This is a genomic window from Fibrobacter sp. UWP2, assembly GCF_900141705.1.
Lineage (GTDB): Bacteria > Fibrobacterota > Fibrobacteria > Fibrobacterales > Fibrobacteraceae > Fibrobacter.
This window is the reverse complement of record NZ_FQYM01000013.1, coordinates 1-22,009: the sequence shown is the minus strand read 5'-3', so window position 1 is coordinate 22,009 and position 22,009 is coordinate 1. Positions and strand designations below refer to the sequence as shown.

Annotated in this window: 21 protein-coding genes; 9 read left to right on the top strand and 12 right to left on the bottom strand. The window is 55.3% G+C overall.

Features of this window, described 5'->3' with window-relative positions; translation table 11 throughout:
- Nucleotides 1-173 precede the first annotated feature (173 nt).
- Nucleotides 174-1,736, top strand: coding sequence for a glycosyltransferase (locus BUB55_RS07770; protein ID WP_073189703.1), 1,563 nt, complete (start codon nucleotides 174-176; stop codon nucleotides 1,734-1,736).
- A 6-nt stretch (nucleotides 1,737-1,742) separates the two neighbouring features.
- Here BUB55_RS07770 and BUB55_RS14215 read toward each other — a convergent pair whose 3' ends face one another.
- The 11 genes from BUB55_RS14215 to BUB55_RS07715 all read right to left on the bottom strand — a co-directional run bounded on the left by BUB55_RS14215 (nucleotide 1,743) and on the right by BUB55_RS07715 (nucleotide 14,673).
- Complete coding sequence (locus tag BUB55_RS14215) at nucleotides 1,743-1,973, bottom strand: pilus assembly FimT family protein (RefSeq protein WP_073189701.1); 231 nt, start codon at nucleotides 1,971-1,973, stop codon at nucleotides 1,743-1,745.
- Nucleotides 1,964-2,272 (bottom strand): PulJ/GspJ family protein, encoded by a 309-nt coding sequence (locus BUB55_RS14210; protein WP_073189699.1) that lies wholly within the window; start codon nucleotides 2,270-2,272, stop codon nucleotides 1,964-1,966. Before BUB55_RS14210 ends, BUB55_RS14215 begins: the two co-directional genes overlap by 10 nt.
- Nucleotides 2,269-3,207 carry a hypothetical protein gene (locus BUB55_RS07755; RefSeq protein ID WP_073189697.1) on the bottom strand — a complete coding sequence of 313 codons (939 nt, stop codon included), beginning with the start codon at nucleotides 3,205-3,207 and terminating at the stop codon, nucleotides 2,269-2,271. Before BUB55_RS07755 ends, BUB55_RS14210 begins: the two co-directional genes overlap by 4 nt.
- A complete protein-coding gene (locus tag BUB55_RS07750) occupies nucleotides 3,204-4,253 on the bottom strand; it encodes a hypothetical protein (RefSeq protein ID WP_143152965.1) in 1,050 nt (349 codons plus the stop codon). Before BUB55_RS07750 ends, BUB55_RS07755 begins: the two co-directional genes overlap by 4 nt.
- Nucleotides 4,234-5,991: a type II secretion system protein GspD gene (locus tag BUB55_RS07745; protein WP_083596929.1), complete on the bottom strand. Its 1,758-nt coding sequence runs from the start codon at nucleotides 5,989-5,991 to the stop codon at nucleotides 4,234-4,236. The genes BUB55_RS07750 and BUB55_RS07745 overlap by 20 nt, the downstream gene beginning before the upstream one ends.
- 168 nt (nucleotides 5,992-6,159) lie before the next feature.
- A complete protein-coding gene (locus BUB55_RS07740; RefSeq protein WP_073189691.1) occupies nucleotides 6,160-7,572 on the bottom strand; it encodes a hypothetical protein in 1,413 nt (470 codons plus the stop codon).
- A gap of 212 nt (nucleotides 7,573-7,784) precedes the next feature.
- The gene (locus tag BUB55_RS07735; protein WP_073189689.1) at nucleotides 7,785-8,429 is read right to left on the bottom strand and encodes an ABC transporter permease; all 645 of its coding nucleotides are present in this window, start codon (nucleotides 8,427-8,429) and stop codon (nucleotides 7,785-7,787) included.
- 82 nt (nucleotides 8,430-8,511) lie between these two features.
- The gene (locus tag BUB55_RS14000; RefSeq protein WP_143152964.1) at nucleotides 8,512-9,408 is read right to left on the bottom strand and encodes a hypothetical protein; all 897 of its coding nucleotides are present in this window, start codon (nucleotides 9,406-9,408) and stop codon (nucleotides 8,512-8,514) included.
- Nucleotides 9,409-9,611: 203 nt separating this feature from the next.
- Nucleotides 9,612-11,306, bottom strand: a complete 1,695-nt coding sequence (ettA, locus tag BUB55_RS07725) for an energy-dependent translational throttle protein EttA (RefSeq protein ID WP_073189685.1) — start codon at nucleotides 11,304-11,306, stop codon at nucleotides 9,612-9,614.
- 124 nt (nucleotides 11,307-11,430) lie between these two features.
- The gene (locus BUB55_RS07720) at nucleotides 11,431-11,946 is read right to left on the bottom strand and encodes an OmpH/Skp family outer membrane protein (RefSeq protein WP_073189683.1); all 516 of its coding nucleotides are present in this window, start codon (nucleotides 11,944-11,946) and stop codon (nucleotides 11,431-11,433) included.
- Nucleotides 11,947-11,961: 15 nt separating this feature from the next.
- Nucleotides 11,962-14,673 (bottom strand): BamA/OMP85 family outer membrane protein, encoded by a 2,712-nt coding sequence (locus BUB55_RS07715; RefSeq protein ID WP_234971853.1) that lies wholly within the window; start codon nucleotides 14,671-14,673, stop codon nucleotides 11,962-11,964.
- Nucleotides 14,674-14,989: 316 nt separating this feature from the next.
- Here BUB55_RS07715 and BUB55_RS07710 point away from each other — a divergent pair, with 316 nt between their 5' ends.
- From BUB55_RS07710 to thiE, 8 genes are all read left to right on the top strand, one after another.
- Nucleotides 14,990-15,262 carry a hypothetical protein gene (locus tag BUB55_RS07710; RefSeq protein ID WP_073189681.1) on the top strand — a complete coding sequence of 91 codons (273 nt, stop codon included), beginning with the start codon at nucleotides 14,990-14,992 and terminating at the stop codon, nucleotides 15,260-15,262.
- A 178-nt stretch (nucleotides 15,263-15,440) separates the two neighbouring features.
- Nucleotides 15,441-16,778, top strand: coding sequence for a phenylacetate--CoA ligase family protein (locus BUB55_RS07705; protein ID WP_073189679.1), 1,338 nt, complete (start codon nucleotides 15,441-15,443; stop codon nucleotides 16,776-16,778).
- 11 nt (nucleotides 16,779-16,789) lie between these two features.
- Nucleotides 16,790-17,215 carry an ACT domain-containing protein gene (locus BUB55_RS07700; RefSeq protein WP_072808187.1) on the top strand — a complete coding sequence of 142 codons (426 nt, stop codon included), beginning with the start codon at nucleotides 16,790-16,792 and terminating at the stop codon, nucleotides 17,213-17,215.
- A 3-nt stretch (nucleotides 17,216-17,218) separates the two neighbouring features.
- Complete coding sequence (gene thiS / locus BUB55_RS07695; RefSeq protein ID WP_073189677.1) at nucleotides 17,219-17,413, top strand: sulfur carrier protein ThiS; 195 nt, start codon at nucleotides 17,219-17,221, stop codon at nucleotides 17,411-17,413.
- A complete protein-coding gene (thiF, locus tag BUB55_RS07690; RefSeq protein ID WP_073189676.1) occupies nucleotides 17,413-18,048 on the top strand; it encodes a thiamine biosynthesis protein ThiF in 636 nt (211 codons plus the stop codon). The genes thiS and thiF overlap by 1 nt, the downstream gene beginning before the upstream one ends.
- A gap of 63 nt (nucleotides 18,049-18,111) precedes the next feature.
- Nucleotides 18,112-18,882 carry a thiazole synthase gene (locus BUB55_RS07685; protein WP_073189674.1) on the top strand — a complete coding sequence of 257 codons (771 nt, stop codon included), beginning with the start codon at nucleotides 18,112-18,114 and terminating at the stop codon, nucleotides 18,880-18,882.
- Nucleotides 18,883-18,894: 12 nt separating this feature from the next.
- Entirely contained in the window at nucleotides 18,895-20,193 is a 1,299-nt protein-coding gene (gene thiH, locus BUB55_RS07680; protein ID WP_073189673.1) for a 2-iminoacetate synthase ThiH, read from the top strand.
- 9 nt (nucleotides 20,194-20,202) lie between these two features.
- Nucleotides 20,203-20,841: a thiamine phosphate synthase gene (thiE, locus tag BUB55_RS07675; RefSeq protein ID WP_234971852.1), complete on the top strand. Its 639-nt coding sequence runs from the start codon at nucleotides 20,203-20,205 to the stop codon at nucleotides 20,839-20,841.
- On the opposite strand, the gene BUB55_RS07670 is transcribed toward thiE, so the two are convergent.
- Nucleotides 20,838-21,902, bottom strand: coding sequence for a CotH kinase family protein (locus BUB55_RS07670; protein WP_083596928.1), 1,065 nt, complete (start codon nucleotides 21,900-21,902; stop codon nucleotides 20,838-20,840). The two genes, thiE and BUB55_RS07670, sit on opposite strands and share 4 nt — an antisense overlap.
- Nucleotides 21,903-22,009 lie beyond the last annotated feature (107 nt).

Genomic DNA, 22,009 nt, shown 5'->3' with positions numbered 1-22,009 from the left:
CCTTTTTTCACGAAGATTTACAAAAAAACATCCGTAAAAAAACTAATTTTTTTTAAAAAAAACCTACCATTTTTGTATTTTCGCATAAAATTTACCCGAACAATGTAGCAAACTTCTTAAATGCTTTCTATATTTGGCGCCAAGCATTCAAATATGCAAAGGTTTTTTAAAGGATGAGTACTATACTTCTCTACGCGATGTTCGTAGTCTATGTTATCGCCGGTGTGGGTCTGGTGATTTATGGGTTTAGTTGCTACTACAGCATTTATCTTTTCTTGAAGAACAGCCGCCGTACCCGTTTGGCTGACCGCAAAGCAATCCTCAAGTACTACCGCGAACATTCCATGAACGACCTCCCGCAGGTCACCACCCAGCTCCCCGTATTTAACGAAGCTAACTGTGTAGAACGCCTCCTCGAGGCCGTGTGCGCCATCGATTACCCCAAGGACAAGCACGAGATCCAGGTTCTGGACGACTCCACCGACGAATGCTACGAAGTCGCCAAAAAGAAGGTCGAGGAACTCGCCGCCAAGGGCTACGACATCAAACTCATCCACCGCACCAACCGCAAGGACTACAAGGCCGGCGCCCTCGCCGAGGCCATGGAAGTCGCCAAAGGCGAATTCCTCGCGATTTTCGATGCGGACTTCGTGCCGGAGAAGGACTTCCTCCTCAAGACCATCCCCTACCTGGTGATGGACGAAAAGATTGGTTTGGTCCAGGGCCGCTGGGGCCACTTGAACCGCACCGAATCCGGTCTTACGCTCGCCCAGTCCATTGGCATTGACGGTCACTTTGTGATCGAGCAGTCCGCCCGCAGTTGGGGCAAGCTCTTTATGAACTTCAACGGTACCGCCGGCGTTTGGCGCAAGCAGGCCATTTACGGCGGTGGCGGCTGGGAAGGCGACACCCTGACCGAAGACATGGACCTTTCTTACAGAAGCCAGCTCGCCGGTTGGCGCATGAAGTTCGTGTTCGACGTGATTGTGCCGGCCGAACTCCCCAACGACATCAACGCGTTCAAGGCACAGCAGTTCCGCTGGGCCAAGGGCTCCATCCAAACCGCCATCAAGATTTTGCCGCGCGTGCTCCGCTCCAAGGAACCGCTCCGCGTGAAGATTGGCGCTATCCTCCATACGACGCACTATTCGATTCACCCCTGCATGCTCTTTACCGCCCTCTGCGCTTGGCCGCTGCTCGCGTTCTTTGAACCGGTGGCCCACCTGCCCACCTGGGTTTACACGGTCGGCTTTAGCTTTATCCTCCTCGCCGCAGTCGCCCCCTCCGTACTTTACTTTGTCGCCCAGCGCTGCTCCGGCTACACTGGCTGGAAGATTCGCCTCCTCTCCCTCCCCATTTTGATGGCCCTGGGCGTGGGCATCGCCGTCAGCAACTCCAGAGCTGTGTTTAGCGCCGTGACAGGCCGCAAGGGCAGCTTCGTCCGCACCCCCAAAAGCGGCGGCAGCAAAAAGAAGGCCAAGAGCCACTATGCCCAAAAGTTCCCGTGGATGGCCCTGACCGAACTCCTCGTCGGCGTCTACTGCATTTTCGGTTTGCTCGAATACATTGGTGCGCAGAAGTTCATCATTGGACCGTTCCTCGCCCTCTATTCGGTGGGTTTCCTCTCTGTAGGCGTTTTGAGCTTTATGCACTACATCGGCAACATTATCGAGGTGCACAAGGCCCGCAAGAACAACGACAACGTCGAGCCGCAAGACGCCTACAACGCCAAGTAGAACCGGCTAAAATCGAATTTCCGGACGCCCGCCTAAACCGCGGGCGTTTTTTGTGCTCTCACGGAGCTGCATCAGGAGCTCGCCCGACTCCCGCTGGTAGTCCGCAGCCATTTGGAGGGAACCCCGATAGTACAGCGAAAAGAAGTTCCACGCCACCGTCGTGAGGATGGCGGCACAGGCGATGGCGACGGCAAGCTCGACCAGCGTAAAGCCATTGCGCCTGCTATTCACCGGCATTTGACAAGCCTCTGGAGCCGAACGCCATTTTGACCGGTAATGGCGCGAAAAACGCCGCGAACTGGAGTCGCGCCACCGCTCGCAAGGCTGTCGGTACACGCAGGCGGATTCTCGATTAGCGCCTCCATCTGCGCCACGGCCTCGATAAGGCTCTGCGCACGGGAGCGTTCCACGGACCGCACTCGCAAAACCGCGTCGAATCCGCGACCGAGGGCAAGAGCCCCAAAGGCAAACACTGCGAGCGCAACGCAGACCTCGGGCAGGGTGAAGCCCCGACTTTTGCCATAGCATTCTTTCATTGACGTACCACCCTCTCGAAAACAAAACGTTCCCCTCCGTAAAACACGGGCATAATGCTTTGGACGCTATCGTGCCTAGCCGTAGAGTCCAGTTCGAGCGTGCCTGCCGGGGCGGCAAGAAGCCCCGCAAAGCGGGCCTTTTGCAACAGGGCGACCCGAGGCTCGTTTTGCCCCAGGGCAATCGTCGCGCTAGGGAAATCGCCAGTCGCATGGTCCTCTAGAACGACCTCGCGCTGAGCCGTCAAAAGCCCACGAAACCGCACATGGTTCGAGACCTCGATGCGCTCCCCCGCAACCACTTCCAGGAACCGCGCCTGCACCTGCCCCCGCATAAACACGTTCCCGAGCGCGTACAGGCGGAGCGTATCAAAAACAGCCGCACCCATAACCGTGGCATCGCCCGTCACATAAAAATTCGCCGAAGCCAAGTGGTCGTCAAAATCCAAACGCAAATCGCCGTCAATAATTTGTATGTAATCTTCGGACGGCGGAGAAAAAAAGCGTTTGCTCCCAGAGAACCTTTTGAGGCGCGAAGAACCGAGAATGCGTTTTTTCAGTGTTTCGCGTTCCGCTTGGATCCCGTTGTGGAACGCACTGTAGTGGAGTTTTTGGTAGCGGGAAACAACGCTCGCACAATAATATTTTTGAGACACGCGAACTCCGGGTTGCCTCAGGACCACCGGGGTGCAAAACTCCTCGTAAGGCCCCATAGGTGCGACGCTTACCGGGGGCAAGTCTTTGAACGCTTCGCCGGGTAAACGCCACAGCCTAAGCAAAATAGCCGACTCGGCATTGTAAACAGCTTGCACCTCCGCGCCCACTCGCGACACGTACCGCCGCAAACCACCCACCGTGTGGAGGAACGCCGAGAGCATCAAAGCAAGCACAAGCAAAATGCCCATCAACATCGCCAAAATGTATCCCGACTTGTTCAACGTCCGCTCTCCTTTTCAAGAGTCTTGTCTCCGCAACGCAATACAACGCGGTCCCGGTCAATGCGTTCGACAACATAGTCTTGTAGAGTATCGTGTAGTTTTAGCGTGCGGGATTCCCCGCCGCCAAGCTGCGCCAAAAAGAGTTTGCCGCCCACAACGCCACGCACTTGGAACCAAGGCGTTTCACAGTTTTTCACGTTTAAAACGGGCTGCACTATGGCAGGCTCCCGCGGCGCATGCGGCTCGTGATTCTTTTCAACCACAGGCGTACTCAACTCGGGTGGAGCGGGCTCGAACAAGAGCGACGCACTCTCGTTTTGTCCAAAGTCAAAAAAAAGAAGCGCAAACGGCAATGCCGTCGCAAGGCTCACGGCAAAGCGCCAATGCCGAGATCGGCGGACCGTCCCGTCCGGCTCCGCCAAATCCGCACGCCTCCAAAACGGATCCTGCGCGGCGACCTTAAACAGAGCCTCCCAATCCTTGTCGAGGTCCCCCTGCAGGCAAACAGCCTTCGCATAATTTTCGGCTCGCGAGAACAGGGCATCGGTCTTGAGGAATTCATCAAAGCGTTCCAGCCGCTCGCGCACAAGCGCGGTAGCACATTCGCCGTCGTAGCCGGGTTCCTCAGACCAGTGGCAGAGCCTGCCCTCCATGAAAACCAGGACATACAAGGCGCCTTTCCAGACTGCAGCAAGGCGGAGATTCCCTCCGCACTCCGTTTCGCGTACCAGGCGGTCGCCTTCGCCATACACGCCTATGGACTGCGGCAGCACGCGACGCCCGCATTTACGGACCGGCGGCAAGGCGCCACCAGAGGGCGCTTTGGCGGGGAGCGCTACCAAATAGCGGTGCAGCCGCCCGTCGGCCGCATTGAACGAGATCATTTTCCAGAACCGTGGTTGGAACGCCTTGGCCGCCTCAGGGAATTCCTCGCCAAACAGCTGCAAAAGTCGCCCACCTGCAGGCTCCTGATCAAAACCGGTCACCACCTCCCATGTGAACAGGCGTACCTCAGCTGCGCACACCCTACCTCGCAGGAACGTCAAAATTCACCTCCGGAGTAATGAATATGGCAAGTTCGCTTTCTTCCTCCTGTTCGCTCGTGTAGCTGAACAGCCTGCCGAGCACGGGAATGCTCCCGAGAAACGGCACCGCACTCCGCACCTGCGACTTGCTTTTACGCCGGAGACCGCCCAGGCAAAGGGTTTCCCCGCTCTTGAGGACCACCGTCGTCTTGAGGTTCCGCGTGCTGATGTCACGGGGGCCATCGCCGCTGCTCCTACCCGCCGTCTTGATCTCGGGCGCCACCTCCAGCGTGATGCTCCCCTCCCAAGTCACCGAGGGCGTGAGCTCTAACGAAATGCCGTCATTAAAGCTGCGGTAGTCGGTAATGGGGTAACCGTCGGCACTCACCTGGCTTACCAGGTAATAGACCGTGTTCGTGACGTTCAGCTCCGCCTTGTTGCCGTTGAGCGTGGTCAGCTTGGGGCGCGCAAGGACCTCGGCGCTGTTGTTCTCCTCGAGACTCGCGAGTTCCATCTCGAAACGGTCAGGCAAAATCCCGATTTTGCCAAAGGCTCCCGACCTGGAAACATCTTTCCCCAAAAAATCGTAGAAACCGCGCACACCCAAGTCATTCTCCCCCGTTTTGCGGGCAGCCCCGCTGTGGAGCCCTATTTCAAAGGTCTTCCCGCGTTTGAATTCCACCAGGATGCACGAGAGCGTGACCTGCATGGCGGGCACGTCGACCTGCGTCAAAAGCGATTCCGCCGCCACGATCTCCGCCACAGAACCGCCCAGCAATAAAGCGTTCTGCTCCTTGACCTCGGAGGCGACAAAATTCCCACTGGGGAGGAACTTGGCGAGCTGCTGCAACGCCTTCTCGGAATGCACGTGCCTTAGCGGGTAAAGCCTCGTGGCCGACAAGGCGTTCTTGGCGCCGCGTTCCGCTACGTACAAGCTAACAGAATCTAGCACATAGGCATATTTGCTGCCCTGGAACAGCGCCTGCAAAAGCGTTTGCAGGGGGACGCCGCTAAAATGCAGGCGCACCTGCTCGTGCAAGTCCCCGTACACCGCCAAGTTGAGGCCCGCAGCAAGCGAAAGCTCCTGTAGAACATCAGAGAGCGGCACCCCCTCCAGATTCACCGTGAAAAGACCGGTATCATTTACCAGGTCGATATTCTGGTCTGGCCCCCCACTTGAAGCCTCACCCCGCTTTAGGTCAACGCGAAGCACCCCCGACTCCTTCCACACGCGGAACCCCTGCGATTCCATGAGCCCGCGAAACGCCTGCTCCGCAGGCAAGTTGCGCAAGTCGCCCGAAATGCGCCCCGAAACGCCCGCCGAGGGCAAAATGTTGAGTCCCGTGTTGGCGCCGTACTCCCGCACAAACTCCAGCACGTCCTTGTTGCGTACCGAGACCGTCACCAGCGAATCGTCCACCGCAAAAAAGTTCTCGCCGCGGTCCTCGGCGCGCTTGATGTGGAACACCTTCCCCACCTGCACCAACTGGAGCCCCTGCGACTCGCAAAGCGCCGTGAGCCCCTCGAGCACGCTCACGCCCTCCAAATGGAAAGAGACCCGCGCATCGACACCCTGGTCCACCAAAATCGGTGTGTCGTAGGCAAGTGAAAGCGAACGCGCCACCTCGCTAATGGGCACATCCACAAAGTCGAACGTCGCCGCAAAACTCCGTGCGGCAACAACCAAGAGAACGGCAAGCGTCACTGCCGCTACGGCCGGCTGAAAACAGCCCTGCCTGTGATTGTATTTTGGAGGCATTTTGCCACCCCGAAGAATGCATTCCCGCCTAGGCGGCCCCTGCCCGGGATGTATCAATATGGCGAACTTCGCGCCATCCTATGACAAGCAATATACAAAAAAAGACCCGCCAGGACAAATTCCGGCAGGCCTCTCTCAAAAAGGAACCTTTTAAGGCAATCCCTTGGCCTAAATCTTGAAATCGAGGCCCACGCCAAAACCGCGGCTTTCGCGGTTGTAGGTGTTCACGCCGTATTCGACCTTTTCGTCGTAGTCTTCGTACAAAGTGTGGAAGTAGCTCAAGTTCACGCGCATCCAGTCGGTAGCCCAGCAGCCAAGACCAAACCCAAAACTCACGGAGCTCAGGTTGATGGTCATGTCGCTGATGTAGTCGTCGGTGATGCCATAACGGGTGACCTGCATGCCGGCACCCGCCGTAAAGCGTTTCAAGAAATCATACTCGACGCCAAAAAGCATCTCGTTCGTATCGTCGATGTAATCTTCCAGGTCACCCGAGTAATCGGCCTTGGAATCGAACCAGTGGTGGTAACCCAGAGAAATGCGGAAGTAATCCATGGGGGCATAGGTCAAGCCCAAGGTCACGAGGGTCGGGATGTCGTTGTTGTCCTTTTCGCCGTCGTCAAACTGGGAGAGCGGAGTGCCATTCTTCTTGGTGTCGTTTTCCATCTCGATGCTCGTGTTGTACTCGAGTTTCGCGCCCACCGTAAATTTTTTGTACTGGAAACCGAGACCGAGAATCGGGGTAATACCCCAGCCGGTCTGTTCCACATCAAGTTCCATGGAAGCCTTATCGTCGAGCGTTTCAAAAGTCCCCGCGAGCGTCGCGTACTGAACGGCTTCTTCCGTTTTGCCAGCCTTCTTGGCTGCAGCGGCGAGGTCTTCGAAGGTGTCGGCCAATTCGCTCGCATCCTTCATTTTGCCATCGGGATTCACGCCGGGAACGGTCGTGTTCAATTTAAGGTTCTCAATAGAACCATCATACGTGTTCATTGCGTAGTTGAAGCGGGCACCCAAATACACAGAGAATATGTTGTTGAACTTGTAGGCGGCACCGAGGGTCGCGCCGAAAATGTAGGAGCTGGCGTCCAACGAAATATCGACGGCGCTCTTGGTGGTCTTGAGCCCCTTTTCGGTAAGTCCGTCCTCGATTTGCTTAAGGGCCGAGAACATCAAGGCATGGAAACTGGGGATGCCGTCGTCAAAATTCACTTTGCCACCGCCACCAATCACGCCAAAATGGCCCGAAACAGCCAGGTTGCCATGATGCCAGGTCGCAAGCAGACTCGGGAGCGACGGGACAAACGCCTCGCCCTCAAATTCCGTGTCGTCGGCAAAGATCGGGGAATTATCCACCGTAACCGAGCGGGACTGCCAAAAAGTCTGGTTGTTGAGGGAAATGTGGAAGCCGTCTTCCATAAAGGCAGTCCCCGCCGGGTTCGCATACGGGGCGTCCACATCGGTGGAAGCGTCGCGGGCTACGCTGCGCTGGAAAAGGACAGACTGGTTGGTGTTCGTGTTGATGCCGCCTGCAAAGGCTAGTGAAGCAAGGGCAAGGACCAGGGCCGATTCGTGAAGTTTCATCTTGTCTCCTTCTGGTGGATGGCAAACTTCCAATTGCGTCGCAGAAGGTAGAAAACAAAAAAAGTTTATTTCTTACATTTCACTTCCAAATTTATTGCTATAAGAAAGATGGAAGTTTTTTGTAAGTTTTGAAAATTTCAGTAACGGCATGGGTTCGTCAAGGCCCCACGACGTTTTATGTCACTTTTCGTAAGTTACTTTATATGTATTTTTTACTTTGTTAAGAATCGACGAAGGGCAAGCAAAGACGCCCCCAGGCTCACAAGAACCGACCCCAACAGAGTAAATATCGGGAAGAGGACTCCCGCAAGGAACGTCTCATAGAAAACCTGCACGGCGAGCAGCAGCGGGATAACCAGGAACAAGGAGATGTGGGACGCCGCCCGGACCGTCTTTACGCGGAGCGAGACCATCAGGGAAAACACCGTCGTGAGGAGCACCGCCGAAAGGGCGCCGAGAATGGAGGCCACCGCCGCGACGGTGGAAACATCCGGATGCGCAAGCCAATAGGCCGATTGGGCCAAAAGCGAAAACACCACCGGGAAAGGGAGTATAGCCAGAAGTTTGCCCCAGAAAAGCGTCGAAGGCGCGATGGGAGAAAGCTGCAAAAGTTCAAGCGAGTTGCGCTCCCGCTCACCCGCAAACGAATCGCCGGCCAAGGGCGCCCCCATGGGCGCCATGAGGCAGCCCAACAAGAGCATCATATAGCCTTCCATGCCTTCCATAATCTGCCCGCCGAAGCGGGAAACCGCAATCCCCTGGCTCGCCGCAAGGATTACCGGCGGGATGATGAAGGGAATCCAGAATTTCGGATCCCGGAAAATTAGGCGAAGTTCGTGTTTGAAGACATGGAGCATGGGTTTGGGAGAAAAGATAGATTTATTTGCGTCAAAAACGGGTCTAGGCGTTCTAGGCCCTCTGCAATTTGAGGGCTAGCCACTAGTCAGAACTTGACGAAGACTGCTGTGCCTGCGCACTCGACAGCAAATCTCTACCGCCGTTTGAGCTCGATGATCCAAGCATGGACGGTTTGCCCGGATCCGGCTCATGCACAACTTCGTAAGTGCTATGCTTGGCATAAGGTGCCGAGTAATCGATATACTTGATATTTTCAAGCTCAGATCCATAACTTATAGCGAAATCAGACCAGCAGAGACAATTGGCAATCTCTTCGACATCAACAAATTTCAAGACCAAGGTGTCCCCAGACATCGTCTTGGATAGGGTTCCTCCCAGCCTTTGGCAGTTATCTACAACATACCACAGCGAACCCGAGAACCTTCCGCTCGAATCCGGCTGCATATACGCCTTGGTGGCAAGCGTCGGCACATTCCCAAAAGGATAATCCGCAAAACATTTCGTTGACACTTGGACATCCAATTCCTGCGGTCCCGAAGACGAAGAAACGACCTCCGCAGACGAACTTGAATTCACCGTAGTCGTATCGCCCGGTTCCGAGCTAGAGGACTCCTCGACGACTTCCGAAGACGACGGAACTTTTTCTGACGAAGAAGATTTCTGTTCAGTCGAGGAACTTTCCTGTTCTACAGAAGACGAGGATTTCGCCTCTTCTTTTGATGATGACGACACTCCCTTTGACGAAGAAGATTCCTGTTCTGCTACAGAAGACGACGATTTCGCCTCTTCTTTTGATGATGACGATACTCCCTTTGACGAGGAACTCCCCTGTTCAACCGATGACGAAGAAAGCGTTTCTTCTACAGAGCTAGAACTGTCAATTTCCGAATCTGCAGGATTTGAAGATGACGGCGACTCATCATCGCAAGCTGCCAGCATCACGGCAAGAGCCATACTAAAGATAAGTGATTTCTTCATAAAAAACTCCTTCTGCGTTCACCCGTCCTTTGCCAAACAATATAAACTATTTTCAGTACCCTGCTTGTAAAAAAAGACAATATTACAATCGTACAGACAGCAAAATAGTCTGCGGCGTAGCCGCAAACCTCAAAGCGAGCTTCGCGAGCGACCTCATAGCTCAAAGCAAAAAGTCGCTTGCGAATTTTTGCGACCCGCGCGACTTAGTCGCGCTTGAGCGTCTTGTACTTGATGGGCTTCGGGTTGTCGGCATCTTCGCCGAGGCGCTTGCGGCGGTCGGCTTCGTATTCGCTCCAGTTGCCTTCGAACCACACCACCTTGGAATCGCCTTCGTAAGCGAGGATGTGCGTGGCGATACGGTCCAGGAACCAGCGGTCATGCGAGATAATCACGGCACAGCCTGCAAACTTGAGGATTGCCTGTTCCAGGGCCTGCAGCGTTTCAATGTCAAGGTCATTGGTCGGTTCGTCGAGGAACAGGAGGTTGCCCGGCTTCTGCAGGTTCTTCGCCATGAGCACGCGGTTGCGTTCACCGCCCGAAAGCGTCGTGAGCTTTTTCTGCTGGGCGGCACCCGTGAAGTTGAAGAGTCCGCAGTAGGCGCGACCGTTCATCTTGCGGTCGCCCACCATAATCTCGTCGTTCCCGCCGGTGATTTCTTCCCACACAGTCTTGCTGTCGTCGAGGCTGTCGCGGCCCTGTTCCATGCTGATGATTTCCACGGTCTCGCCAATCTTGAGCGTACCGCCATCGGGCTTTTCCTGGCCCATAATCATCTTGAACAAAGTCGTCTTACCTGCACCGTTCGGGCCGATAATGCCCACGATGCCGGAGCGCGGCAGGTTGAAGTTTAAGTCGTCGAACAGCACCTTGTCGCCAAAGGCCTTCTGCAGGTGTTCCGCCTGAATCACGATATCGCCCAGGCGCTTGCCGTTTGCAATGTGGATCTGCGCCACCTTGATCTGTTCGCGAGAATCTTCGGCAAGCAATTCCTCGTAGGCCTTGAGACGGGCCTTGCTCTTGGCCTGGCGCGCCTTCGGGCTCTGCTTGACCCATTCCTGTTCGCGGGCAAGGCGCTTCTGCCTGTCGGATTCGCCCTTCTCTTCGCCACGGAGGCGTTCCAGCTTCTGGTCGAGCCACTGGGCGTAATTGCCTTCCCAAGGAATGCCGCGACCGCGGTCGATTTCCAAAATCCAGTTCGTCACGTTGTCGAGGAAGTAACGGTCATGGGTCACCAAAATCACGGAGCCCTTGTATTCGCGGAGGTGGCGTTCGAGCCATGCAACCGTTTCTGCATCCAGATGGTTCGTCGGTTCGTCCAAGAGCAGCAAATCCGGTTCTTCGAGGAGCAAACGGCAAAGGGCCACACGGCGCTTTTCACCGCCAGAGAGGTTCGTCACCGGCCAGTCGCCCGGCGGGCAGCGGAGAGCGTCCATGGCAATTTCGATATTGCGGTCAAGGCTCCACAAGTCCTGCGCGTCGATGATGTCCTGGAGCTTCGCCTGTTCGTCGAGGAGCTTGTTCATCTCGTCGTCTTCCATGGGTTCGGCGAACTTCATGGAAATCTCGTTGAAGCGGTCGAGCACGGCCTGCTTCTTGGCAACGGCCTGCATCACGTTTTCCTTGACGGTCAGGTTCGGGTCCAGCTGCGGTTCCTGCGGCAGGTAACCCGCGGTGCGGCCCGGCTCGATCCAAGCTTCGCCCTGGAATTCCTTGTCGATGCCCGCCATGATGCGCAACAGCGTAGACTTACCGGCACCGTTCTGGCCGATGATGCCAATCTTTGCGCCGTAGTAGAAGCTCAAGGAAATGTCCTTCAGCACTTCCTTGTTGGGCGGATAGGACTTGGTCATCTTGTACATGTAGAAAACGAATTTTTCTGCTTTATTCTGTTCGGCCATAGAGATTTGAGGTCGCAGCTACGCTGCTTTGAGGTTTGAGGTTTGAAGTAGTTAGTGGTTGGTACGACGTAGTCTTTGAGAATAAAAAAGACAAATGTGAAATTTTCCACATTACACAATAAAATTATCTATTGTTCAAGTAATCCAATACTTTATTCGTGAGGTCGTTTTCCTTTTTCCAAAAGACCACGGCGCCCGTCGCGCGGTCTACGACCATGTCGTAGCCCTCTTGCAGGGCAATCTCGTTAATGGCCTTGCGGATCAGCTGAATAATCGGGGCGCTCACCTTCTCGTTTTCGCTGATGAGCTCGCCCTTACGGCCATACACGCGGTCAATAAACCCCTTGAGTTCGGTATCCTTCTTTTGGTACTCGGCTTCAAGTTCACGTTTTTTTTCGTCGGAGAGCATCAAGAGTTGCTTGTCCAGTTTTTCCTTGATGGCAGCCAGTTCCTTTTGCAACAGGTTGCCCTGCTGCTCCCACTTGGCCACCTGACGGTCATATTCTTCCTGAGCTTTTTTGGTGCCCTTGTAACCGTCAAAGATGAGCTTGGAATCTACGTGAGCAATGCGCAGGCCGTCTTCGGCAAAACTTGCGCATGCAAACACAATCGAAAGCAGAATCACCAGTTTACGAAGCATAGAACCTCCTGCTACTTAGAAGCCTTGTCCAATGACGAAGTTGAATTCCATGTCACCCACCTGCGTGCGTTGCAAGCCGCTGTACGTTTCGCCCACATCCATGGGCCAGGCAAAGTCAAAGCCAATGATACCGAGCATCGGCACAACCACGCGGAAGCCAAAGCCCATATCCTTCTTGAGGCTGGTCGGATCCCATTCGCTCAAAGGATTGCGGCTAGGTTTTGCCACCTTGGTACCCGGATCATAGCGTTCACCAAACACGTTGCCCGCGTCAAAGAAGAACGGCAACAGGTAGAACGTCTGCGGCACAATGCCCAACTGAAGTTCGGCGCCAATGTACTGGAAGCTGCGGCCCAAGCGGCGGTAGCCAATAGAGCCCGAGCTGTAACCGCGCATCATGCCCTCGTAACCAAGCACGCCGCCCATCGAGTACAGAGTACGGTACTGCAGCTGGTCGCCAAATATCACGCCGTATTCGTTGGTGAGCGCAATCGCCAGACGATCGCGGAACAACGGGAACCACCACTTGATGGTCAGTTCCGTCTTCACGAATTCAAAGTCGCTGAACAGTACGTCGTCGGCCACCTGCACGTCGAGCACGTAACGGGAGCCCTCGGTGGGGAACTGCGGCAAGTTCTTGTCGTCGCGCACCAGCCTGAAGTTGATGGCAGATTCAACACCCGTGTACACCACGTAGCTGTCGTCGATGTTGGGGCCCTGTTTGTTCATGAGCCAGCTGTAACCGACCTGCCCGTAGAAGTAGTCGTCGGGCCACTTGAGGCGCTTGCCCAGGTAGACACTGCCGCCATAGCGGGTAATGTCGGGGTCGTTATACTTGTCCATATTCCACCAGCTGTAGCTGAGGCTCGTACCCAAGGTGATGGGCTTGTCAAAGAGCCACGGCTCCTGGAAGCTGATGGCGGCGCTCTTCTTGTCTTCGCCGTATTCCAGGCTGAGGGTCGCGGCCTGACCGTTACCCATACAGCAGTTCGGGATCGAGATGCTCGCCGTACCCACGAGACCGTCGGATTCGCTGTACGAAACACCGAGGCTAAAGGTACCCGTACCGGCTTCCTTCTCTTGCACCGTAAAGTCGAGGTCCACTTCCTGCTCACCCACGACCTTGATGTCGGGAATGACCATGTCGAAGTAATTGAGCTGCATGATTTCGCGGAAGCTGCGCTCCATGGCGGACTGGCGGTAGGTATCGCCCGGATACAGGCGCACTTCGCGGCGAATCACCTTTTCGTTCGTCTTGGTATTGCCGTGGATATGCACCTTGTGGATGCTCGCCGGCAAACCTTCGCGCATGCGGTAAGTCAAATTCACGATTGAATCGTTCGTAAACGTACGCTCTTCCTCAAACTGGGCAAACAAGTAGCCGTCTTCGCGGTAAGAGTCGAGCAACGCCTTTTTGGAGGCATCGTAGACGTACTGATCAAAGACCTCGCCGCTATCGAGGCGGAAGGCGTAATCCAGAATCTTGTCGTTCAAAACCTCGTTGCCCGAGAAGTGCAGGCTGCCCATGTAATAGCGGCGCCCCTCGATCATGGAAATATGGATGGCGATGTCGCTCGAGGTCTTGATATCGTCATACTTGTTGAGGGCGGGGAACATGTCTTCGAGCATGTAGCGCACCAAAAGTTTTTCTTCGTAGGGGGAACGTTTCTTCTTGTTCCTCAGATCATAAATCTTGGGGTTGTTGAACTTGCGGCCATCCGTAATCTTGAGCCATTCCTTGCGGGCGCTCTCGTAGCGGATAATGTCGTTCAAAGCCTTGAGGGCGTCCTCCTCGTCCTTGACCTGAGGCAGAGGACGGGACACGTAGCCGTGCGCACCCACGCGCTCGTTGCGGTAGTAGTGCGTTACCTGCATGGTGGGCTTGCCGGCCATCTTGTGGAGGGCTGTGGCGCTGTCGCTCATAGCAAGGTTCAGCTGGTCAAAAAGCACCTTCAAGTCGTTGCCGACCGGGACCATTCGACCCAGGTAGAACAGGCAGGTCGAGTCCGGCAGGTACTCGGCGAAATATTCGGTCAGTTCGGCATCCAGGTAGCCAAAGTGGCGGATGGCGTTCAGCACTGTGTCTCGATCAGCGTTAAAGACGGCTTCCTTGAATTCGCCGCCACCCCACCACTGGTCCTGCTTGGTGAGCATGTGCTCCTTGATGTCTTCGGCAGGCACGTGCTCGTTACCCTTGATAATGAAGTAGCGGACCTTGACCTTCCCTCCTTCACGGATAATGAAGGTCACCTTATTCAAGTTCTCGTCCACAGCCTCTTCGCGGTAGCCCACCTCGGCAAGCAGGTAGCCTTCCGAGCGGTAGTATTCCAACAACGCCTGACGGTCACGTTCCAGCTGGCTCTTGCTGTAGACACGTCCCGGGATCATGCGGAGTTTTAGCCGCAGGTCTTCTTCCGAAATTTCGTCGCAGCCGTCCAAAATGGCAGTATCAAGGGCAGGGAGTTCCTTAATCTTGAAGATGAGGTCCACGTCGGTCCCCTCGTCCAGGTAGTCGACCCAAGCGGTCACGTCGTCAAACAAGCCCGATTCGTACAAGCTGGTCACCGCCCCCTGGACCTTCTCGGTAAGCGCCGTGGGGGTATAGCTTTGACCGTCGCGAATGCCAATGCGACTCAGCACCGAACGCTGGTCCATGTGAACATTCCCCTCGACCTTGACCTTATTAATCCTGTTCTCGGCCATGTAGTTCTGCGACATTTGAGACATGTCCAGAAGCTGGGCGTTTACAATACCGACAAAGGCAAACACTATAAAAAGCAGACGATAGCGCAGAGTAGACCTACCTATAAAAGCAAAAAACTCAAAATACCGCCCAAAAATACAAAAAATACGTCCCCGAAACAGCGACTTTTAGGGCAAAAGCACCCCTTTTCTGCAATTACGCCCCCGGCCATGCACAAATTTCTGCAACCTTTGTCACTAAAAAAAAACAAAAGTCAGAAAATTACATACAAAGTACAAAAAGATTATATTGAAAAAGGGAGAAAAAAGGAGTTCTTAAATAAAAAAAAGCCATAAAAGTGTGAAATTCCCATCGCTTCCAATCATCAATATAGAACTCATATCAGGGCTCAACCCCGGCAAATACATTCTGAATGTAGAATACAACACGAAAAATATCTCCGTTTACACATTCAGCATTGCCACGGATTCAAGTGACGCCGTGCTGGTCATCCAGGGCAACACTCTCGCCCGCGGAACCTTCAACGGAAAGCAAGCGACCCTTGCCCACCCCGGACACGGTTTCTACGTCATCAAGGTCGAGCAGAATCTCAAAATGGTGAATTTTCGCTAAACTCCATTCAAAATAAGCTTTGTAGCCACAAAAAAGCATTTTTACAAAATATGTAAAAAGCGCTTTTTGTTTTTTATCTCGTCGTCACAAACATTTCCCTCCATAAAAAAAAACTATTTTAAAACCGTCCAATTTTTAAAGGCTCCCCAAAGAGGCGCCAACAACCAAAGGTCTACTTATGCGATCTACTGCCTGGAATGACGAAGAAAACAAGGTCCTACCCGAAATGGCCCTGGACTTCATGCCCGAAGAAAAATTGCGCGACCTGCAGCTGCAGCGTATGCGCGCCACCGTGAAACTTGCCTACGAGAAGGTCCCGCTCTTCCGTGAACGCATGGACGAGAAGGGATTAAAGCCCGAAGATATCAAGACCCTCAAGGACGTGGCCAAGCTCCCCTTCACCATGAAAAAGGACTTGCGCGACACCTACCCGTATGGCCTGTTCGCCGTAGACCTGAGCGAAGTCGTGCGCCTGCACGCAAGTTCGGGCACCACGGGTAAGCCCATCGTGGTCGGCTACACCAAGGAAGACATGGACGTGTGGGCCCAGGTCGTGAAGCGCGGGCTGCTCGCCTGCGGATTCCGCAGCACTGATATTGTGCAGAACTTCTACGGCTACGGCCTGTTCACCGGCGGTCTCGGCATCCACGGCGGCTTTGAAGCCCTCGGTGCAACCGTCATCCCCATCAGCGGCGGCAATACCGAACGCCAGGTGATGCTCATGAAGGATTTCGGCGTCACTGCGGTAGGCGGAACCCCGAGTTACTTTGTCCGTATTATCGACGTCGCCGAAAAGATGGGTGTCGACATCCGTGACCTGAAGGTCAAGCGCGGCATCTTCGGTGCAGAACCGTGGAGCGACGGCATGCGCGACTACATCGAAGAAAAGACCGGCATCAAGGCGTACGACATCTACGGCCTCTCCGAAATCGTGGGCCCGGGCGTGGGCTGCGAATGCGAGTGCCGCGACGGCATCCACATCTTCGAAGACCATTTCTACCCCGAAATCGTCGACCCCGAAACGCTTGAACCGCTGCCGGACGGCGAAGAGGGCGAACTCGTGCTTTCTACGCTCAGCAAGAAGGCCATGCCCATCATCCGCTACCGCACCCGCGACATTACCGCCATCGAGAAGACCAAGTGCAAGTGCGGCCGTACCATCCGCCGCATCCGTCGCATTGGCCGCCGTAGCGACGACATGATTATCATGCGCGGCGTGAACGTGTTCCCGAGCCAGATCGAGACGGCCCTCCTCCGTGCAGAGAAGGCCCTGCCGCACTACCAGATTGTGCTCGACACCAAGAACAACATGGACACGCTCGAGGTGAAGGTGGAAGTCTCCCGCGACATGGTGAGCGACTCCATGAGCGACATGGAACAGCTGAACAAGAAGTTCAAGCACTCCATCGAACAGATTCTCGGCATTTCCGTCATCGTCACGCTGTGCGAACCCGATTCGCTGCCGCGTAGCGAAGGCAAGGCCAAGCGCGTCATTGATAACAGGAAGAAGATGTAAGGAGGCAAAACATGAAGATTCCGCAAGTATCCGTTTTCGTTTCCAACCGTCCGGGCCGTCTCCAGGCGGTGTGCAAGTCCCTTGCCGACGCCGGCGTGAACCTCCTTTCGCTCACGCTTGCCGACTCCGGCGAATTCGGGCTCATCCGCCTTATCGTGAGTGACCCGGAAAAGGCCGTCGACGTGCTCGCCAAGGCGGGCCTCAGCGCCACCATCACCGACGTTGTCGCCTGCCCCGTGAACGCCGCCATCGGTGGCCTTGCCGAACTGCTCTCCACTGCGGTCGGTAGCCAGCAGATCGACTACATGTACGCCTACCCCTCCACCCTGAACGGCTCCAACATCATGATTTTGCGATTCCAGGACGTGGACAAAGCCATCGAAGCCCTGAAGGCCACGAACTTCAAGGCCATCAGCAAGGAAGAACTGCTCGGGTAAGCCATGGTCAAGGTAAACGGAGTCGACGTGGACACGGCGGGTCAGACACTCGCCGATTATCTGGCTACGACAGACTTTGACGTAAAACGCATCGCCGTGGAACTAAACGAGGAAATCGTCCCCAAGGCGAAATATGCCGAGACGACACTTGCCGACGGAGACGTGGTCGAAGTCGTGAGTTTCGTCGGAGGCGGGTGATGAGTGTTCCCTCTCGGGAAGAATGGCGTGAGGCGCTTGTCGAAAAGCAAGGAGCCGCAGTCGTCGAAAAACTCCAGCGATCGACTGTCGCCGTGTGCGGGCTCGGCGGGCTCGGTTCGAACATTGCCGTAAGCCTTGCGCGTGCGGGCGTCGGCAAGCTCATCCTCATCGACTTTGACCGGGTGGAAATCACCAACCTGCAGCGTCAACAGTACAAGTTCCTACAAGTCGGAAAAACGAAAGCGGAAGCCCTCGCCGAAAACCTCCGCGAAATTTCGCCCTACGTAGAATACGAACCCCACGTGGAACGCATCACGGCAGAGAACGCCGCGGCGCTCGTAGGTGCCGCCGATGTCGTGTGCGAGGCATTTGACAACGCCCAGGCGAAGGCGATGCTCGTCGATACTGTCCTCGGCAGCTTCAACAACAAGTTTCTCGTAGCGGCATCGGGCATGGCTGGCTACAACAGCGCAAACGACATCAAAACACGCAAAGTCGGCAAGCGTTTTTACCTATGCGGCGACGCCGTGAGCGAAGTGAACGACGCCATAGGGCTCATAGCCCCGCGTGTCGCCCTCTGCGCCGCCCACCAGGCACTCATGGCAATCCGCCTTCTGTGCGGAATGGAAGAATAGGAATCCTTCTTTTTTTCTACATTTATCTTCGAGAAAAGCAATAGACTCCATGGGGCATTTGCAATGAACGAAGACAAGCTGATTATTGGCGGGCACGAATTCAACTCCCGTTTTATTCTAGGTTCCGGAAAGTACTCCCTTAAACTGATTGAAGCCGCCGTGCGCGATGCGGGCGCAGAGATTATCACCTGCGCCGTGCGCCGTGCGAACACCAAGGACCACGAGAACATCCTCGACTACATCCCAAAAACGGCGACACTTTTGCCCAACACTTCCGGCGCACGCACCGCCGACGAGGCGGTCCGCATCGCACGACTCGCTCGCGAACTCGGCTGCGGCGACTTCGTAAAAATCGAGATCATGCGCGACACCAAGTACTTGCTGCCCGACAACCAGGAGACCATCAAGGCAACCGAAATCCTTGCCAAGGAAGGCTTTGTGGTACTCCCCTACATGCACGCCGACCTGAACGTGGCTCGCGACCTAGTGAATGCAGGCGCCGCCGCCGTAATGCCCTTGGCCGCCCCGATTGGCTCCAACCGCGGGCTCGTGGCAAAGGACTTCATCCAGATTCTCATCGACGAAATCGACCTCCCCATCATCGTGGACGCGGGCATCGGCAAACCCTCACAAGCTTGCGAAGCCATGGAAATGGGCGCCGCCGCCGTGATGGCGAATACTGCACTCGCCACCGCAGGCGACCTCACGCTCATGGCAAACGCCTTCAAGCAGGCCATTGAAGCAGGCCGCAAGGCTTACCTCTCCGGGCTCGGCCGCGTGCTCGTCCGTGGCGCTTCCGCCAGCGACCCGCTCACAGGGTTCTTGCGGGACTAAGAGGTTTGAGCCATGGCAGACAACCAATATTTCGTTGATTCCGAATTTCTATCGCCGGCAGCGCTCGAACGCAAGCACCGCATTGAAAACGACCCCTCCGTGCGCTCGAACTTCATGGAATACATGAAGGGGATGGACGTCATCCAAACCGACATCCCCCAAAAAGTGCTTTCGCAAATGGACGCATACGACCCCTCGCGCTATACCGCCCGAGACGTTCAGCGGGCCCTCGAACGCGAAACCTGCTCCATCGAAGACTTCAAGGCGCTGCTCTCCCCTGCAGGCGCCCTCTACTTAGAGCAAATGGCACAACGCGCAAAACTCGAGACTGCGAAGCACTTCGGCAACAACGTCTACTTCTTTACGCCTCTCTATATTGCGAACTACTGCGAAAACTACTGCATCTATTGCGGATTCAACTGCTACAACCATATCAAGCGCGTCCAGCTCAATATGGAGCAAATCGAGCACGAGATGAAGGTCATCGCCGACAGCGGCATGGAAGAAGTGCTCATCCTCACCGGCGAGAGCCGCGCCAAGAGCAGCGTCGAATACATCGGCGAAGCCTGCAAGCTCGCCCGCAAGTACTTCCGCCTAGTGGGCGTCGAAGTGTACCCGATGAACGTGGACGAATACCGCTACCTGCACGAATGCGGCGTGGACTACGTGACCGTATTCCAGGAAACCTACGACAAGGTGCGCTACGAAAAACTCCACCTGCTCGGTCACAAGCGCATTTACCCCTACCGATTCGACTCGCAGGAACGCGCCCTCATGGCGGGCATGCGCGGCTGCGGATTCTCGGCGCTTCTCGGTCTCTCGGATTTCCGCAAGGACGCCCTCGCGAGCGCCCTGCACGTGTACTATCTGCAAAAAAAATACCCGCACGCCGAGATGTCGCTCTCGTGTCCGCGTCTCCGGCCCATCGTCAATAACGAAAAAATCAACCCGCTGGACGTACACGAGAAGGAACTCTGCCAGGTGCTTTGTGCCTACCGCATCTTTATGCCATACGTGGGCATCACCGTTTCGAGCCGCGAAAGCAAGGAATTCCGCAACGGCATCGTGAAGATTGCCGCCACCAAAATTTCGGCGGGCGTCTCGACGGGTATTGGCGACCACGAAAGCAAGTACAAAAAAGGCGAATGCAAGCCCAAGACGGGCGATGCCATCGCCGAGGCGGAAGCCGAGAAGGCTGGCGAAGGCGACGAACAGTTCGAAATCAACGACTCACGCAGTTTCGGCACTATGTACGAAGACATCAGTGGCGAAGGCCTACAGCCAGTGCTGAACGACTACCTGTACGTATAAGAGGTCTCCATGTCATTCAACAAATCTATGCTCGACACCACGCTCTATTTTATTACCGACAGCACCTGCGTCCCGCCCGAAAAATTCCTCGCGACGGTCGAAGCCGCCTGCAAAGGGGGCGCAACACTGGTGCAGCTCCGCGAAAAGGACCGCCCGACCCGCGAATACATGGAATTGGCCCGGGCGACCCACAAGGTCACCTCACGTTACAACATTCCGCTCATCATCGACGACCGCGTGGACATCGCGCTTGCCATTGACGCCGAGGGAGTGCACGTGGGGCAAACCGACATGCCCGTGAGCGACGCACGACGCATTCTCGGCCCAAATAAAATTGTAGGAGCCACCACGAAGACCATCCCGCAAGCGCTCGAAGCGGTTGAACAGGGCGCAGACTACCTGGGAGTCGGGGCCATCTACCCCACGACTACACACGTAAACACGGTCATCACGCCTGTCGAGACCCTCAACGAAATAGTGAAAGCCGTCCCCATCAAGGTGAACGCCATCGGCGGACTCAACAAGGGGAATATCGGCGTACTGAAGGGATCGGGAATCGCGGGCATTTGCGTGGTATCCGCCATCATGAAGGCGGCAGACCCTGAGGCCGCCACCCGCGAACTTAAAAAAGCCTACCTCGCGCTCTAGCGGAACGACGCCGTCAAGGTCGTCACTTCGCCCGGATTGAACGTGCGCATGGCATCCGTGACACCATCGCTCCATCCCGAGAACACGCCACCCGAGGTGGCGACCGCAGTCACCGTCACCGGCACATCGCGGAAGAAGTTGACCTGCAGCGAGTTTGCATCCAGTTCTAGGTTGTGCACCAAGATATGCCCGCTGCCCTGCACCGAGAGCGTCACGGGAACCGTTTCGCCCAAGTTGAAGTAAGTCTGCATCTCGCTTACAATCGTCTGCTGGCGGGTCTGCGCAAAACTCTTGATCTTTTCTAGGTTGTTTGATATCGAGGACGCGTCCAAACCCCAGAATTCCAAATCCCGGGCCATTTCGGGCTGCACCTGGCTCTGCAATTCTTCAATCATCTTCAGCAACCTGGCCGGCGCAAAGTTCATGGAAAGCAGCACGCAGTAGCGGTTGATGAACGCCTTCTTGAAGCCTTCGTTCCCAAGCAGGCGAATCATGAGGATTGTATGCGGAGAGATGGAGCCGCTGGACTGCTGACCGCCCCACTGTCCCATGCCCATACCCATGCCATTCGTGCCGTTTGCATTGGTCACGTAGCTGAACACGTTGCCATTCTGGGTATTGTACGAGACACCAAAGCCAAAGTCCAGGTCGTACAGGAACCATTTCCACTTGCTCTTTTGGCTTGCGACGCGCCACTTCTTCATATTGTTGTGCGGCCAGTCACCGTTGTTCACAAACATTTCGGCCTGCATGTAATTCATGTAGTTGTCCACGTCGACCTGGTCGGCAATCTTCTGGTAGTTCGCGTCGCTCGAAAGCTCGTTGGTCTGGAGCCAATCCAGCATCGCCTTGTAATCGGTGGCGGAACCGGCGCTTGCCTCGTCCGTGCCGCTGGATGTCGTCGCGAGGAGGTCGATGTCATTCGGGTCGTAACCGTACTTGGTCTCGTAATAATATTCGTTGTTGCGTTCGCGCAAATCATGGATTCCGTAATACTTGCCGTTGTAGTACACAATCACGTAGCGTCCGCGCTGGTAATCAACGCCGAGCCCATCCGTCATCGCCGAGCCAATACGAATTTGTCCCTTTTTTAGTTGAAAATCCAGGTCTCCAACTGGTGTAAATCTAGGCTATTAGCGCTTCATTGTCAAGTAGTTTCATGCTCTTT

Coding starts and splice junctions, on each gene's coding strand:
- BUB55_RS07770 (WP_073189703.1), top strand. CDS start 174: ATGAGTACTATACTTCTCTACGCGATGTTCGTAGTCTATGTTATCGCC.
- BUB55_RS14215 (WP_073189701.1), bottom strand. CDS start 1,973: ATGCCGGTGAATAGCAGGCGCAATGGCTTTACGCTGGTCGAGCTTGCC.
- BUB55_RS14210 (WP_073189699.1), bottom strand. CDS start 2,272: ATGAAAGAATGCTATGGCAAAAGTCGGGGCTTCACCCTGCCCGAGGTC.
- BUB55_RS07745 (WP_083596929.1), bottom strand. CDS start 5,991: ATGCCTCCAAAATACAATCACAGGCAGGGCTGTTTTCAGCCGGCCGTA.
- BUB55_RS07740 (WP_073189691.1), bottom strand. CDS start 7,572: ATGAAACTTCACGAATCGGCCCTGGTCCTTGCCCTTGCTTCACTAGCC.
- BUB55_RS07735 (WP_073189689.1), bottom strand. CDS start 8,429: ATGCTCCATGTCTTCAAACACGAACTTCGCCTAATTTTCCGGGATCCG.
- BUB55_RS14000 (WP_143152964.1), bottom strand. CDS start 9,408: ATGAAGAAATCACTTATCTTTAGTATGGCTCTTGCCGTGATGCTGGCA.
- ettA (WP_073189685.1), bottom strand. CDS start 11,306: ATGGCCGAACAGAATAAAGCAGAAAAATTCGTTTTCTACATGTACAAG.
- BUB55_RS07720 (WP_073189683.1), bottom strand. CDS start 11,946: ATGCTTCGTAAACTGGTGATTCTGCTTTCGATTGTGTTTGCATGCGCA.
- BUB55_RS07715 (WP_234971853.1), bottom strand. CDS start 14,673: ATGTCTCAAATGTCGCAGAACTACATGGCCGAGAACAGGATTAATAAG.
- BUB55_RS07705 (WP_073189679.1), top strand. CDS start 15,441: ATGCGATCTACTGCCTGGAATGACGAAGAAAACAAGGTCCTACCCGAA.
- BUB55_RS07700 (WP_072808187.1), top strand. CDS start 16,790: ATGAAGATTCCGCAAGTATCCGTTTTCGTTTCCAACCGTCCGGGCCGT.
- thiS (WP_073189677.1), top strand. CDS start 17,219: ATGGTCAAGGTAAACGGAGTCGACGTGGACACGGCGGGTCAGACACTC.
- thiF (WP_073189676.1), top strand. CDS start 17,413: ATGAGTGTTCCCTCTCGGGAAGAATGGCGTGAGGCGCTTGTCGAAAAG.
- BUB55_RS07685 (WP_073189674.1), top strand. CDS start 18,112: ATGAACGAAGACAAGCTGATTATTGGCGGGCACGAATTCAACTCCCGT.
- thiH (WP_073189673.1), top strand. CDS start 18,895: ATGGCAGACAACCAATATTTCGTTGATTCCGAATTTCTATCGCCGGCA.
- thiE (WP_234971852.1), top strand. CDS start 20,203: ATGTCATTCAACAAATCTATGCTCGACACCACGCTCTATTTTATTACC.
- BUB55_RS07670 (WP_083596928.1), bottom strand. CDS start 21,902: ATGACGGATGGGCTCGGCGTTGATTACCAGCGCGGACGCTACGTGATT.